This window comes from Rhodococcus sp. 077-4 (genome assembly GCF_047782425.1).
Taxonomy (GTDB): domain Bacteria; phylum Actinomycetota; class Actinomycetes; order Mycobacteriales; family Mycobacteriaceae; genus Rhodococcoides.
The window spans coordinates 258,285-271,871 of sequence record NZ_JAJPWC010000004.1; the positions used below are offsets into that span (position 1 = coordinate 258,285).

Below are 13,587 nucleotides of genomic sequence, written 5' to 3' on the forward strand. Positions count from 1 at the left end.
TCATCAGCCCTTGCACTTTTCGGATCCGGTGACCTCGCACACGTTCCGCACGCCGTCGTAGTCGCTGTCCTGCGCAGGCACGACGCCCCAGGCGTCCTCGTCGGTGATGCGGCATTCCGGATCGCAGATGCCGTCGGCGACGAAGGCGTCGGAGTTCATGCCCTTGCTGAAGACATCCTGCAGCTTCGCGATGGCGTCGGCACCGAGGTCGTTGTTGGCGGCGAAGAGCGATCCGGCGATCATCTCGGACTTCCACACGGTCTTGAGCTCACCCGGGGCAAGTTCACCGTTGTCGATCATCGTTCGGTCGACCATGGTGTCGAACGCGAATCCGGCGTCGCAGTCTCCCGCTTTGACGGCAAGCGCCGATGCATCGTGGCCGCCGGCGTAGATCGGGCTCATCGCAGCGGAGATGTCGGCCTCGGAACCGGAGGCGATCACCTTGTCCTCGATCAGTCCTGCTGTCGGGTAGAGGAATCCGGAGGTGGAGCTCGGGTCGACGAAGCAGACCTTCTTGCCCGCATAATCGGCGAGACCGTTCACCGAAGCATTGTCCGAGCGAGCGATTCCGTACGACTGGTAGCCGGGAGGAGTCCCCTCGTCCTGGACGACGGCACCCAAGGGCGTCATGTCGGCACCGTTGATTCCGGCAACGACGTAGGCGAACGGGCCGAAGAACGCGATGTCGACGTTTCCGGCAATGAGACCCTCGACAACACCGGCGTAATCGGAGGCCTGGACGAACTCGACCTTTGCTCCGGTCTCGTTCTCGAGCCGCTCGATGACCGGGTCGTAACTGGTCCTCAGGTCGGTCGAGTTCTCGGCAGGAATAGCTGCGAGCGTGATGGTTTCGGGAAATCCCTGGTCGGTGGTAGCGCCGTCGGACGAGCTCGAGCAACCGGCGGCAACCAGAGCAGCGGCAGAGAGCATGGCCGCGGCAGTTCCGACACGGCGACGAGAGGTGGTGATCATGGCATGATTTCCGTTCGGTGAGGTTCGGGCGAGGATGGCGTTCGGGGCAGAACTGTTCAGGACAGAAGAACGGGTGGAAGGTCGGCGACGCTGTCGAGTACGTGGGTGGCACCGGCCTCGCGCAGCTGATTCTCGGAGTGAGCTCCAGTGAGCACACCGATCAGCAGGGACGCACCTGCTCGGCGACCGGACAGAATGTCGCTCGACGTGTCACCGACAACGGCGACCGCAGAAATGTCACTGACCTCGGCGAGCAGCGCGGCCGACAGGACGAGATCCGGGTGCGGACGGCCACGACCGGCGCTCCCGGGCGCGAGGAAGGCGTCGGGCAGATCCCGCCAGCCGAGCGCGTCGATGATGCGGTTCTGGGTGGGTTCGGAGAATCCAGTCGTCAGGACGACGGTGATTCCGGATTCGCGGAGAGTCGACATTGCCTGCGCTGCACCGGGAACGGCCGCCACTCCGTAGTCGATGCGTGCGTCGTATGCCGACTCGAATGCGCGATTGGCGGCCTGGGCACGGTCCTCGGTTCCGAACAATGCACGGAACACCTCGATCTTGGACTGCCCCATCGTGTCGAGGACGTAGCGGCGGGCGTCCTCGCGTTCGGGTCCGCTGTCGGCGAGTCCGACTGCGGTGGCTGCGGCGTCGAACGATTCGAGCACGAGACCGTCGTCGGTAACGGTGGTTCCGGCCATGTCCAGGACGACGAGTTCGATATCGGCGCTGCTGTTCGGGTTGGTGGGGTTCGGCATGGGACAGAGACTGCCGTTTGGTATAGACCACCGCATGGAACTCGAGTGAACGGCCCATGAACGTCGATCGACAATTAGGTCTAGACCAATTGGTGCTATGGTTTGTTCATGGTTGTGGACACCGAACCTCGCGTACTCAAGCACCAGATCGTGCGCAGAAGTCTCGACGCAATGCTCGACGGCATGTCGGCGGGCGACGCGTTTCCCTCCGAGCGCGATCTAGCCGAGAAATACGACGTATCCCGCGAAACACTGCGCCAAGCCATTCGAGAACTGCTGGTAGCCGGGCGAATCGAACGACGCGGCCGTGCAACGGTCGTTGCCGAACCAAAAGTAGTGCTGCCGCTGGCAATCGGTTCGTACACCGAGGCGGCGCGCGAGAAGGGCATGAGCGCCACCCGAATTCTGGTCGGCTGGGATGTGTTCCGAGCCGACGAAGCGCTCGCGGATCTACTCCAGATCGAGGTCGGTTCGGACGTGGTCCAACTCGAACGCGTCTTCACCACCGGAGACGTCCGAGTCGGCCTCGAGACAACTCGCATTCCCGCGTATCGAATTCCGGGGCTGCAGGACACCTTCGACCACCGAACGTCACTCTATGCCGAACTACGTTCGCGTGGAATCGTGTTCGGACGCGTCGTCGATACCATCGAGACAGTCCTCCCCGATGCCCGCGAAGCCGCACTGCTCACCGTCGACACCCGCACACCAATGTTTCTGCTCGGCCGTGTCTCCTTCGACTCGGGCGGGGTCCCCATCGAACACCGCCGGTCGCTCTATCGCGGAGACCGGATGACCTTCACCGCCGTCATGGATGCTTGACATGACCTCCAGAGAAAGACTCCTCTCGTGACATCGACTTACGACGTCGTGGTCGTCGGGGCCGGCGTTGTCGGCCTCGCACACGCTTATCACGCCCACCAGCGTGGGCTCACCGTAGCGGTGGTCGATCATGCCGATCGTGTCGCAGGTGCCTCGGTGCAGAACTTCGGACATGCCTGCATTACAGCGCAATCCGGTGCCGCACTCCAGTACGCCATCGACGGCCACCCCCACTGGCTCGAGCTCGCACGCAAAGCCGACTTCTGGGCCGCGGAATCGGGGACGCACTGCGTTGCCCGGCACGAGGACGAGTTCGCGGTGCTCGAGCAGTTCGCCGAACTGCGGGGCGAGGAGCAGGTACAACTGCTTGACCGCACCGAATTGTTGAACCGACTCCCCATTGCCGACACCGATGTGGTGGGCGGCATGTATCTGCCGTTGGACCTGCAGGTCGACCCGCGTACTGCCGCACCGGCAATTGCCCGTTGGCTGGAGGGCTCCGGGGTGGACTTCTACTGGCGCACTGCCGCAACGTCATTCACGCCCGGAGTGGTGCGCACGTCGCGCGGAGAGCTGCATGCCGGCACCACCTTCGTTACCGTCAACCACGACATCGATCGACTGTTTCCCGAGTACGCGGAACGCGACGGCCTCACGCGTTGCCGATTGCACATGCTGCGTGCCACGATGCCGCTTCGCGCACCACTCCCCTCCCCGCTGTTCACCGGTTGGTCGCTGGTTCGGTACTCGGGTTTCGAGAACCTGCCCGCCGTCGCAGACGTCGCAGCCCGCCTGCAGGCCGACTATCCCGGCTACGTCGAGCTCGATCTGCACCAGATGTACACCCCACAGCCGGACGGGTCGATTCTGATGGGCGACACTCACGTTCGCGAGATCACCACATCCCCGTTTCAGAGCGAGGACGGCTTCGAGGTGTTGCTCACCGAAGCCAAGTCGTTGTTCGGAGTGGACCGCATCGACGTCGCCGAGCGCTGGCAGGGCACCTACTGCTCGGCACCGGGTTCGGAGTTTCTGCTCGAACAACCCGTCGATCGTGTGCACATCGTCACCGTTACCACAGGAATCGGCATGACCACCAGCATGGGACTCGCCGAGGCGAGCATCATCGATGCTGGACTCGGCGACACCCACCCACTCACTGCTACACGCTGAGCGGCCAGGGCCCGCCATGTCGTTCTCGCCGAACGGATCGACTCACACTTTCTGCGAGTCGTCTTTGCTGCGCAGCATCTCTCGCGCTTTTCGCTCGACCAGGAGCGGCACGAAATCGCGGATGCTCCTCCCGTCGAATTGCGCCAAGGCGGACGTGATGGTCTCGTCGATGGTCGGCCGCGGGAGCTGAGGGAAAGCGGTGCCGAGGCGATCGCGAACCGCATCGATGTGGTCGTGTTCGGTGGTTGCCATCGGTAAATGATCCGCTCCGAATGCGATGTGGTCAACCATTGTGGACAGAACAGTCCTGACAGATGCCCTTCCGCGCACCGACCCGCAGTCATTCAGGGCAACCACACACTCCAGAGCACGCGGGGTCGGCACCGGTCGAGCGTGAACGACACACTGGAACTCGAGAATGCAGAGCACTGTCGGTCCTCTCGACACCACTATCCTGTGAGGCATGCACATCGACGATCTCGATCCCGAGCTGTCGGCCCGTGTAGCCGATGTGCCGTCGTTGGACTTCGGCAACATCGAGGCCGCGCGATCGGCAGCGGCAGGGTCCCCACCTACGCCACCCGCGGGGGTCAGCGTGCGAAATACCCTCGCGCAGTTCGGTGGACACTCGGTCGAGGTTCGGATCTCAGCCCCATCGAAGGTGCCCGACCGGGCGATGCCGATCGTTGTCGAGATGCACGGTGGCGGTTTCGCCTTGGGTTCGGCCGCATCGAACGACGTCGGTAACGCAGAGCTCGCGTCGGCTCTGTCGTGCGTCGTTGTAGCGGTCGACTATCGGCTGGCTCCTGAATTCCCCTATCCCGCAGCAGTTACCGACTGTATGACTGCTGTGAAATGGGCAGCGGCCTCGGCCGACCGTCTCGGTGGTGATCCTGGGCGCATCGGTCTGCTCGGAACCAGCGCAGGAGCCTGTTTGGCCGCGTGCACAGCGTTGGAACTTCGCGACAGCGGCGGTCCGCGTCTATCGATGCAGGCATTGATCGAACCGGCATTGGACGACAGCGCCGACACCCCCTCGATGACACAGGGTTTCGACGCCGTCTTCTGGAACACCAGGAATGCGTTGCTCAGTTGGCAGCTCTATCTGGCGGGCCGCTCCCCTGACGAGTTCACAACGCCGTCGCGGCGAGGAGACCTCTCGGGATTGCCGCCCACTTACCTCACCGTGAACGAACTCGACCCCCTACGCGATCAAGGTCTCGACTATGCGCGACGACTCATGGCAGCGGAAACCCGAGTCGAACTTCACTGTTGGCCAGGTGCGTTCCACGGCTTCACCATGTTCGACACTGCGTTGTCGCGTCGTGTCCGCAGTGTCGATCTGGCCGCGATGGACCGTCTGATGAACGGCGACAGCCGTTAAGCAACCAGATTGCTGACCGCCCACGCCATATGATCCCGCACAGCCGTGGTGGCACCGTCCGGCGCTCCTGCCTCGATGGCATCGACGATCTCGTGGTGGCGGTCGGCATTCATGTTGCCGAGTGCACGGTCTCGGCCGGCGTACATGATGGACATGCGAATCGAACCTTCGAGGCTCGTCCACGAATGCAGCAGGGTTTCGTTGTCGGCCGAGCGGCACAGAAGTCGGTGAAAGTCGAGATCGGCTTCGATCCTGTCCTCGAGCGTCTCGTCCTTCGGTGCACGGTTCATCAGCTCCAGCGCAGCGCGCAGTTCGGTGATGATCCGCGCTCGTTCGGAGTGCTGTGCAATTTCGGCTGCGGCCAGCCCTTCCAAAGCTCCGCGTACCGAAAATATGTCCTGTATTTCCTTGGTGTCGAGGTGCCTCACGTGCAGACGACCCCGGGCACCGACCACGGCCAGGCCCTCCTGCTGCAACTGACGCAGCGCCTCGCGAAGGGTCCCCCGACTGATTTGCAGTCGCTCGGACAGTTCGGTCTCGACGAGAGCACTGCGCGGCCGGAGTTCACCGCTGGTGATGGCGGATCGTAGAGCGGTGACGGCCTGCTGGCGCAGGTTCGTCTTCTGCAGTCCGAGAAGTGCGCCGGGTTGCCCCATGGCGGGGGCTCCTTTCGTCGATGACGTTCCGCTGCAGACAGTCGACAGACGGCTGTCGACAGTGAGTGTACGGGCCGGCATCGATGACTTCTCGGACTGCGAGGGTTCAAGCGTTACAGGTTCGCCATGATGCGGGCCTCGATGCTCGACGTCGACAGGCCGTACCGATCGTGCAGTGTCGGCAATGCGCCGGCGGCGAGAAACTCGTCGGGCAAAGCGATAGCACCCACCTTCTTGCCGAGCCCGCGCTCGACGATCGCCGATGCAACTGTCTCGAACAGCCCGCCGATCTTGGTGTGGTTCTCGAGGGTGAATGCCAATCGAGGCGTATTCAATTCGGCAAGAACGGTCTCGGCGTCGAAAGGCTTGATCGTCGGCGTGTGCACCACTGCGACATCGATGTTGTGCCGCTCGAGGTTTCTCGCTGCCTGCAATGCTCGCATCGTCATCAGTCCACTCGACACCAGCACTACGTCGTTGCCTGGTCGGATGACCTTGGCCTTACCCAGTTCGAAGGTGTAGTCGTACTCGTCGAGCACGGTCGCTACCTTGCCGCGCAGCAACCGCAGATACGTCGGCCCGTCGGACGCGGCGAGTTGTGGGACGGCCTGAGAGATGTCGACGGAGTCGCACGGGTCGACGATCGTCAGATTCGGCATTCCGCGGAAAATTGCCATGTCCTCGGTTGCTTGGTGGCTCGGCCCGTACCCGGTGGTCAGACCAGGAAGACCGCCGACGATATTGACGTTGAGGTTCGGCTCGGCAATATCCAGACACAGAAAGTCGTACGCCCGCCGCGCGGCGAACACCGAGTAGGTCGATGCGAACGGGATCAGACCGGTTTCGGCCATCCCCGCCGACGCACCGAGCAGGAGTTGCTCGGCCATACCCATCTGAAAGAATCGGTCGGGGAACGCCTTCGCGAAGATGTGCATGTCGGTGTACTTCGCGAGATCGGCGCTCAGGCCAACGATCTTGTCGTTGCTCTGCGCGGCTTCGACGAGAGCGTGACCGAACGGAGCGTCGGCGGTGCGTTGCCCGGGATCGACGAAGGACGCGATCATCGCCGACGTCTTGAGTTTGGGTGGAGTCGTGGTGGTCATGCCTGAACCTCGTTTTCCTGCAGGTATGTGGGGTCGGTGAAGCGCGCGGTCAGCTGGTCACGGCAGATGCTCCACTCACTCTCGTCGATGCGCATGAAGTGAGCCTTCTCTCGGTTCTCGAGAAGCGGCACCCCGAACCCGATCTTGGTGTCGCAGATGACGATCGACGGTCTCCCCACGGGCCCGGCGGCCGCACAGGCCGAATCGAAGGCATGCGACAGGGCTGCGGGATCGTTGCCGTTCACCCGGTGCACGTTCCAGCCCATCGCCGACCACTTCTCGTGGACCGGTTCGATGCCGAGCACGCCTGCGGTAGGGCCATCTGCTTGCAGCGCGTTCATGTCGACCATCGCGATGAGATTTCCGAGTTCGTGGTGGTGCGCACTCATCGCCGCTTCCCACGTCGATCCTTCGTCGAGTTCGCCGTCGGAGAGGAAGTTGAATATCCGAGATGTCGAGTTCTGATGTCGAAGTCCGAGCGCCATTCCCACTGCGACGGTCAACCCGTGACCGAGGGAGCCACCGGAGATCTCCATTCCCGGTGTATAAGTGGCCATTCCGGACATCGGCAGCCGGGACTCATCGGATCCGTACGTCTCGAGTTCGGCAACCGGGACGATGTCTGCGGCGGCCAGCGCGGCGTACAGGCCGATGGCGTAATGGCCGGTCGACAGCAAGAAGCGGTCGCGTTCGGCCCACTGGGGGTCGTCGGCGCGGTAGTTCAGGCGATCTGCGTAGACCGCCGCGAAGATGTCCGCTGCTCCGAGCGCCTGTCCGACGTACCCCTGCCCCTGGGCCTCGCCCATGTCGATGACGTGATGACGCATGACGTACGCGAAGTCGGCGGCCTTGGCGATGCTGTCGCGCGAATCGTGCTGTGGTGCGCGAGTTGTCGTTGTCACAGTAGTTCCTTTGTGCGGCTGGAGATTACGGATTCAGCGGGAGTGTCCAGTTCTGCCTGTGCAGCGAGACGGCGCTCGGTCGGCCCCCAGGTCTCCTTGGTCACGATGGCGGAACCGAGTCCGATCAAGGCGTACGTGACGAACAGCAGGGCCGGTCCGAGCCATCCCATCCACACGAACAGCAATGTGGTGATGAAGGGGGTGAAGCCGGAGACCATCGCAGAGATCTGGTAGGCCAGTGAGGCACCGGATGCCCGATGGGAAGCATCGAACAGTTCGGGGAACCAGGCACCTTGCGCGCCTGCCAGTGCGTTCTGGCACACGGCATAGGCAAGAACGATGGTGGCGATCACGAACAAGAACATGCCGGTGTTGACGAGCAGGAACATCGGTATGCCGAACAGAGCGGCGAACGAGCACACCGCGATGTAAAGAGGTCGTCGACCGATTCGATCGGTGAGAGCGGCCCATCCGGTGGTGGCGAAGATCCCGATGAAGGATGCGATGCAGAGTGCGGTGATCGTTTCCGAGGTAGTGGCCAGCTTCTCGGTATGCAGATACGAGATCATGTAGGTGACGGACACGGCATAGCCTGCAGTCTCAGCGATACGAAGTCCGATGCCGCGCAGGATGTTTCGCCAGTCACGCTTGACTGCTTCCTTGATCGGGGATTTGGAGACGCCTGCTTCCTTGACGTCGTCGAAAACCGGCGATTCGGGAACCTTGGATCGGATGATCAAGCCGACTGCAACCAGCACGATGCTGAACAGGAAGGGGACCCGCCAGGCCCAGTCACCACCGAGGTGGACGCTACCGAGGAATACCAGGTTGGCCAGTAGCAGGCCGACCGGGAAACCGGCCTGCACGATTCCGGTGAACTTGCCCTTCTTCCGCCACGGCGCGTGCTCGTAGCTCATCAGGATCGCGCCACCCCATTCGGCACCGAAGGCAAGGCCCTGGATGATGCGCACAACCACCAGCAGGATGGGCGCGACGATGCCTGCTTGCGCGTACGTGGGGAGCAGGCCGATGGCAAAGGTCGCGATGCCCATCAGAATCAGGGAACCGACCAGCACCGGCTTGCGACCGACGCGGTCACCGAGGTGACCTCCGACGATGCCTCCGAGTGGCCTGGCCGCAAAGCCGACACCGAGCGTGGCGAATGCCGCCAGTGTGCCGGTGACAGAGTTGGAGCCAGGGAAGAATGCCGTGCCGAAGTACAGCGCCGCAGCGGTACCGAAGCCGATGAAATCGTACGTTTCGATCACAGCACCGACCGAAGATCCAACGGCAACGCGCTTGGCGTCCTTTGTGCCGTGAACCGGTCCGCGCATCTGAAGAGCTTCAGTGCTCATGGGACTCTCCTGCTGAAGTGTTGGTTTCAAACTCGTCCGGGTGACCGTCGACTGTCAACGAGTACGAGTGTGACCTACTGCACTGCCACTGTCAACAGTCAACTGGCGACGGTTGACTCCAGGCCTCCAAGGTGCTTACTGTGGTCCGCATCACGAGGGAAGGACGGCCGATGTCGGTGTTCGACGAGCAGCTGGGCTGCTCGACAATCTCGTTCAGGCACTTACCGCTGCGCGCCGCGCTGCGTACGATCGCTGACCTGGGATTCACGGAGATCGACCTGGGGTCACTGCCGGGCGTATGCGATCACGTGCCCCTCGACCTGGATGCTCGCGGAGTGCGGGACGTCGCAGACGAGGTCCGCGACTCGGGCCTCGTAGTCCGATCGATCAATTGCGACGTCGGCGACCTCAACGACCCAACAACTGACCTTGCTGCCTCTGGGCACCTGCACGGTCTGCTGGAGTTGGCCGGCGCTGTCGGTGCCCGGGCGATCGTCCTGCCCTGCGGCGCAATCGATCACGCACCCATCGACAACCTCGACTCCGATCTCGATTGCGTCGCAGCGAATTTCGACCACGCGCTGATACGCGCGCGTCGACACGGGGTGGATATCTGGACCGAATCCCTCCATGTGTTCCGGTTGTGTTGCAACTCCGACCGCGCTGCCGCCCTGTCGGATCGTCTGGACCCGGACATCGGAATCGTCATGGATTTCAGCCACATCGTCGCCTCGGGCGGCAGCCCGGTCGAGTTCGCACGCAGATACGGCCGTCGAATCACACATGTTCACATCCGCGACGCGACCCGTGGGACCGTTCGGCTCGTCGGGAAGGACACGATCGACGCGCCCGGAAGCATCAACGTCAGTGTCGGTCGCGGTGAGGTGGATTTTCGTGCCGGCCTCGCCGCACTGCGGGCTGCAGCATTCGACGGACACTTCACGCTCGAACTCGAGACCCGAGACGTCACCGACGAGCAACGCCCCGACGCCTCGGCCGCAGCCGGACGACTCATCACCGAACTTCTACACAACACTCACCAGGAGGCATCATGACCAAAAAGTTCCGCACCGCAGTGATCACCGGCGCAACGTCGGACAAGGGAATCGGACGCGCAACAGCAGAGCGCTACGCCGAAGACGGCTGGGGTGTTGTCGTTCTCGACCTGGACGGTGAGAAGTCCAAGAAAGTCGCAGCCGAAATCGCCGGCACCTTCGATGTACCCGCCTTCGGCCACGCCATCGACGTTTCGGACGAGGCCGCGGTCCAAGAGGCATACGCGGCAACCAAATCCGAGGTGGATTCCGGTGCGCTCCCACCGGTGGGAGCGGTTGCAAACATCGCCGGCATCACCTCGCCGGTTCCCTTCCTCGAAACGACATTGGACCTGTGGAACAAGGTCTTTGCCGTCAACGCCACCGGAACCTACCTGGTGACCAAGGCATTCCTGCCCGACATGATCGAGCAGGGCTGGGGCCGCATCATCACGATGTCATCGGTCTCGGCGCAACGCGGCGGTGGCGTCTTCGGCAAGGTTCCATATTCGTCGGCCAAAGCTGCTTTGCTCGGCTTCACCAAGTCCCTCGCTCGCGAACTGGAAGACACCGGCGTGACCATCAACGCTGTGACCCCTGGTGCCGTCGACACCAACATCCGTGTCGGCAGCACCGACCAACAGGAGATGGCCATCGCGCAGGGCATTCCGCTCGGACGCACTGCGACCACGCGCGAAGTCGCCTCCGTGATCACGTTCTTGTCGTCCGAGGATGCTGCTTACCTCACTGGAACGACGATCGACATCAACGGCGGAAGCCACATGCACTGAGTGGCAGAGAGCGAATCACAATGAAGTACAAGCCAGTCGACGTGCACCTACCACCACCGATCACCGGTGTGTGGGAATGGCAACTGCAGGCTCGCTGCCGAACGATGCCGATCTCGCTCTTCTACCCAGACACCGGACTACGTGGACCGACGCTGCGCCACCTCGAAGAAGAGGCGAAAGCGATCTGTCACCAGTGCCCGGTTCTCGATACGTGCCGCTCGCACGCAGAACGCTCCATCGAGCCGTACGGGATTTGGGGCGGACTGACCGAACGGGAAAGAGCGACGAGGCACTTCGAGGAACCGTCGAATAGACACCGTTGAACCCTCATGCCGCGCAGAATGTTTATCTACCTCGGATTATGTCGGACTGATGATGCGGTTTCCGAAAAGACCACGCGTACTAGTACACGCGCCGGACGGGAACGCCGATCATCGTTGTGTTGGAACGGCTTTCGCGAGTTGATTCGAGTACGGATCCGATCGGTAGATTCGCTCGACAGGCCTTCGGCCGTCTGACATGGTCCATGCTGCCGGGCGCGTGTCGACCAGCGTCCAGCCGGTACGTTCGTACAGTTCGATCGCCTTACTGGACTGCTCGATGACGTCGAGCATCGTCGCACCTCCAATGCATGCCTGCCGCAACAGAGATTCTCCGACGAGTGAGCCCCGGTGTCCCGGTCGCGCGAAGAGTCGGGACACCCAGAGGGCACCGAGCTGGTCGACGATGACGACGTGTCCGACGATGCCGTTGTCATTCTCGGCAATCCACGCGGCCACCATGTTCTCGGGCGTCAACCATCCTGCCGGATCGCGTGGCCAACGGTGCGGATAGTCATCGGACTCGTGGACCTCGCTCAGCACCTCGACACACGCCGGTATGTCAGCTGGATTTCTCGGACGGACGAGCACCATGGAGTGAGTATCCCGTACCGACAGACGTCAACGCTGATCAGGCCGCTCGAACACCAGCGATCGCGCACTCCAATTCTGCGGCCATGGTGCAGCAGTGAATGTCGTGGACCGGTCGAGTCTCTGAACGGGACCGCTCTGCCTGCGGAACGATGTGCGGAACGAATAATGCTCGAACGAGACAGCCACAGAGAGTGATCCGTCGACAACAGAGAGTATCCACGTGTCGATTTGCTCGATCAACGCTGCGGATCCGCTGTCGCATCCGTCGCATGCGCAAGTCCGGAATCGACGCCAGGCTGACCGCTGGGTCGCCGGCGGCTATCGAGATGTTGACAGGGTGCTCAATGGTGGACGGTTGATGGGTGGTCAACACCAAAGGAACGGCTCCGTCAGCTTGCGGTGCGAGCACCAGATCCGCTCCCCCGCACTCAATCGGGCGGAACGCCCAGTCCACATCGGAAGTGACGGTGGCCCAACCCCGTTCGAGTAACACCGCTGCCCATGCCTGCGCACGGATCGCGACGATCAAGAACTTGTTCGGATCGGAGCAGCGTCCGAATTCCGACTCGTCCGCCTGCCCGCCATCGGCATGGGGGTTCGGCCAGACCCGAGAATTCCCGCTTGCGGCGACGAATTCAGAGTCCACTTCTGCGAGTAAGACGCACACTAGGCGCCAGGCAGTCATCGTCGCCGTCGCGTTCCTCACTCTCCTAGCCTTGGCGGTTGTCGTTCTGCGGGTGGGTAGGCGGCCTTCGAGCATAGTGGCGCACAGCGCCGAGGCGATTGCGGCAGGTTCGCTGACCAACCGGTTGCCTACGCGCGGCGATCGTAGCGAGACGGACCAGCTCGCACATGCAGTCAACCGTGCGTTCGACGGTCAGGCCCGAGCCGAGAACACAGTGCGGTCGTTCGTCGCGGACGCGTCGCACGAACTTCGGACGCCTCTGTCCACGATCTCCGGGTGGCTCGACTTGCGCGGACAGGGCGGCATGACGGCGGTAGAGCTCGAAAACGCTGTCAGCCACATCGACAACGAGGTGGGCCGCATGCGTTTGGTCGTCGAGGAACTCGGACTTCTGGCGCGCCTGGACGAGCGTCGCCCGCTCGAGCATGAACCGGTCGAACTCGAGAAGCTGGCCGAAAGCGTCGTCGAGGACGCCCTCGTCGTCTCAAGCGACCGTGACATCACCCTCGAGTCCGACGGGCCCGGCAGAGTGGTCGGCGACGAAGCACGATTGCAGCAGGTCCTGCGCAACCTGGTTGGAAACGCCGTCCTGCACACGCCGCAGGGCACCGCCGTCGTCGTGCGGATCGAGAGTTCGTCGTCCGGAGTGACTGTGAAAGTTATCGACGACGGCCCTGGTATCGGCCCCGACGACCTACCGCGGGTGTTCGAGCGCTTCTGGCGTGCCGAGGCAAGTCGAAGCCGAGCCACAGGCGGATCCGGCCTCGGACTCGCCATCGTTCAGGCAATAATTCGTGCACACGGCGCGAAGATCGAGGTGCAGTCCCGACTCGGGTCAGGCAGCACGTTCACAGTGACATTCGAGACCGCCGAACGCCGAAGATAGGCCGCAGATAAACGGGGAGAAATCGATCCCCACATGATGCGCTTCGAGTAGGGAAGAAGGGCCCTGCAAAGTTCGCGATAATGGGTAGAGCGCGTGTCCGTCGTGCGCGACGTTCGGAACAATGTGTGGTCGATGGCAACGCACCTGAGCCGGCC

At 62.6% G+C, this 13,587-nt stretch carries 16 protein-coding genes and 1 pseudogene; 7 read left to right on the forward strand and 10 right to left on the reverse strand.

Going from position 1 to position 13,587, the window contains the following annotated elements; genetic code table 11:
* Positions 1-3: 3 nt before the first annotated feature.
* On the reverse strand, positions 4-972 hold the full coding sequence (locus ACNEOT_RS21605; protein WP_415976660.1) for a phosphate/phosphite/phosphonate ABC transporter substrate-binding protein: 969 nt from the start codon (positions 970-972) through the stop codon (positions 4-6).
* Positions 973-1,028: 56 nt separating this feature from the next.
* The gene (locus ACNEOT_RS21610) at positions 1,029-1,727 is read right to left on the reverse strand and encodes a phosphonatase-like hydrolase (RefSeq protein ID WP_415976661.1); all 699 of its coding nucleotides are present in this window, start codon (positions 1,725-1,727) and stop codon (positions 1,029-1,031) included.
* A 108-nt stretch (positions 1,728-1,835) separates the two neighbouring features.
* Between ACNEOT_RS21610 and ACNEOT_RS21615 the strand changes: the two genes are divergently transcribed.
* Together ACNEOT_RS21615 and ACNEOT_RS21620 are read left to right on the forward strand one after the other, a co-directional pair.
* Complete coding sequence (locus ACNEOT_RS21615) at positions 1,836-2,549, forward strand: GntR family transcriptional regulator (protein ID WP_415976662.1); 714 nt, start codon at positions 1,836-1,838, stop codon at positions 2,547-2,549.
* Positions 2,550-2,576: 27 nt separating this feature from the next.
* Positions 2,577-3,722, forward strand: coding sequence for a TIGR03364 family FAD-dependent oxidoreductase (locus tag ACNEOT_RS21620; RefSeq protein WP_415976663.1), 1,146 nt, complete (start codon positions 2,577-2,579; stop codon positions 3,720-3,722).
* Positions 3,723-3,764: 42 nt separating this feature from the next.
* Here ACNEOT_RS21620 and ACNEOT_RS21625 read toward each other — a convergent pair whose 3' ends face one another.
* Positions 3,765-3,974, reverse strand: coding sequence for a three-helix bundle dimerization domain-containing protein (locus ACNEOT_RS21625; RefSeq protein WP_415976664.1), 210 nt, complete (start codon positions 3,972-3,974; stop codon positions 3,765-3,767).
* 211 nt (positions 3,975-4,185) lie between these two features.
* On the opposite strand from ACNEOT_RS21625, the gene ACNEOT_RS21630 reads away from it, so the two are divergent.
* The gene (locus ACNEOT_RS21630) at positions 4,186-5,106 is read left to right on the forward strand and encodes an alpha/beta hydrolase (RefSeq protein WP_415976665.1); all 921 of its coding nucleotides are present in this window, start codon (positions 4,186-4,188) and stop codon (positions 5,104-5,106) included.
* Here the strand turns inward: ACNEOT_RS21630 and ACNEOT_RS21635 are convergent.
* The 4 genes from ACNEOT_RS21635 to ACNEOT_RS21650 form a co-directional block, all read right to left on the reverse strand.
* A complete protein-coding gene (locus ACNEOT_RS21635) occupies positions 5,103-5,762 on the reverse strand; it encodes a GntR family transcriptional regulator (protein WP_415976666.1) in 660 nt (219 codons plus the stop codon). The two genes, ACNEOT_RS21630 and ACNEOT_RS21635, sit on opposite strands and share 4 nt — an antisense overlap.
* 113 nt (positions 5,763-5,875) lie before the next feature.
* Positions 5,876-6,865, reverse strand: a complete 990-nt coding sequence (locus ACNEOT_RS21640) for a transketolase family protein (protein ID WP_415976667.1) — start codon at positions 6,863-6,865, stop codon at positions 5,876-5,878.
* Positions 6,862-7,692, reverse strand: a complete 831-nt coding sequence (locus tag ACNEOT_RS21645; protein WP_415976729.1) for a transketolase — start codon at positions 7,690-7,692, stop codon at positions 6,862-6,864. The genes ACNEOT_RS21640 and ACNEOT_RS21645 overlap by 4 nt, the downstream gene beginning before the upstream one ends.
* A gap of 71 nt (positions 7,693-7,763) precedes the next feature.
* Complete coding sequence (locus ACNEOT_RS21650) at positions 7,764-9,122, reverse strand: MFS transporter (RefSeq protein WP_415976668.1); 1,359 nt, start codon at positions 9,120-9,122, stop codon at positions 7,764-7,766.
* A gap of 170 nt (positions 9,123-9,292) precedes the next feature.
* On the opposite strand from ACNEOT_RS21650, the gene ACNEOT_RS21655 reads away from it, so the two are divergent.
* From ACNEOT_RS21655 to ACNEOT_RS21665, 3 genes are read left to right on the forward strand one after another with little or no spacing between them, the layout of a single operon-like run.
* Positions 9,293-10,177 (forward strand): sugar phosphate isomerase/epimerase family protein, encoded by an 885-nt coding sequence (locus ACNEOT_RS21655; RefSeq protein WP_415976669.1) that lies wholly within the window; start codon positions 9,293-9,295, stop codon positions 10,175-10,177.
* Positions 10,174-10,947 carry an SDR family NAD(P)-dependent oxidoreductase gene (locus tag ACNEOT_RS21660; protein ID WP_415976670.1) on the forward strand — a complete coding sequence of 258 codons (774 nt, stop codon included), beginning with the start codon at positions 10,174-10,176 and terminating at the stop codon, positions 10,945-10,947. Before ACNEOT_RS21655 ends, ACNEOT_RS21660 begins: the two co-directional genes overlap by 4 nt.
* A 20-nt stretch (positions 10,948-10,967) precedes the next feature.
* Positions 10,968-11,270: a WhiB family transcriptional regulator gene (locus ACNEOT_RS21665; protein WP_415976671.1), complete on the forward strand. Its 303-nt coding sequence runs from the start codon at positions 10,968-10,970 to the stop codon at positions 11,268-11,270.
* Between the two features lie 108 nt (positions 11,271-11,378).
* Here the strand turns inward: ACNEOT_RS21665 and ACNEOT_RS21670 are convergent, their stop codons facing one another.
* The 3 genes and pseudogenes from ACNEOT_RS21670 to ACNEOT_RS21680 all read right to left on the reverse strand — a co-directional run.
* Complete coding sequence (locus tag ACNEOT_RS21670; protein WP_415976672.1) at positions 11,379-11,861, reverse strand: GNAT family N-acetyltransferase; 483 nt, start codon at positions 11,859-11,861, stop codon at positions 11,379-11,381.
* Positions 11,862-11,888: 27 nt separating this feature from the next.
* On the reverse strand, positions 11,889-12,101 hold the full coding sequence (locus ACNEOT_RS21675) for a hypothetical protein (protein ID WP_415976673.1): 213 nt from the start codon (positions 12,099-12,101) through the stop codon (positions 11,889-11,891).
* A 97-nt stretch (positions 12,102-12,198) separates the two neighbouring features.
* Positions 12,199-12,621, reverse strand: a pseudogene (locus ACNEOT_RS21680) (DUF6226 family protein); the annotation flags it as partial.
* Between ACNEOT_RS21680 and ACNEOT_RS21685 the strand changes: the two are divergent.
* A complete protein-coding gene (locus tag ACNEOT_RS21685; protein WP_415976674.1) occupies positions 12,578-13,432 on the forward strand; it encodes a sensor histidine kinase in 855 nt (284 codons plus the stop codon). The pseudogene ACNEOT_RS21680 and the gene ACNEOT_RS21685 sit on opposite strands and share 44 nt — an antisense overlap.
* Positions 13,433-13,587 lie beyond the last annotated feature (155 nt).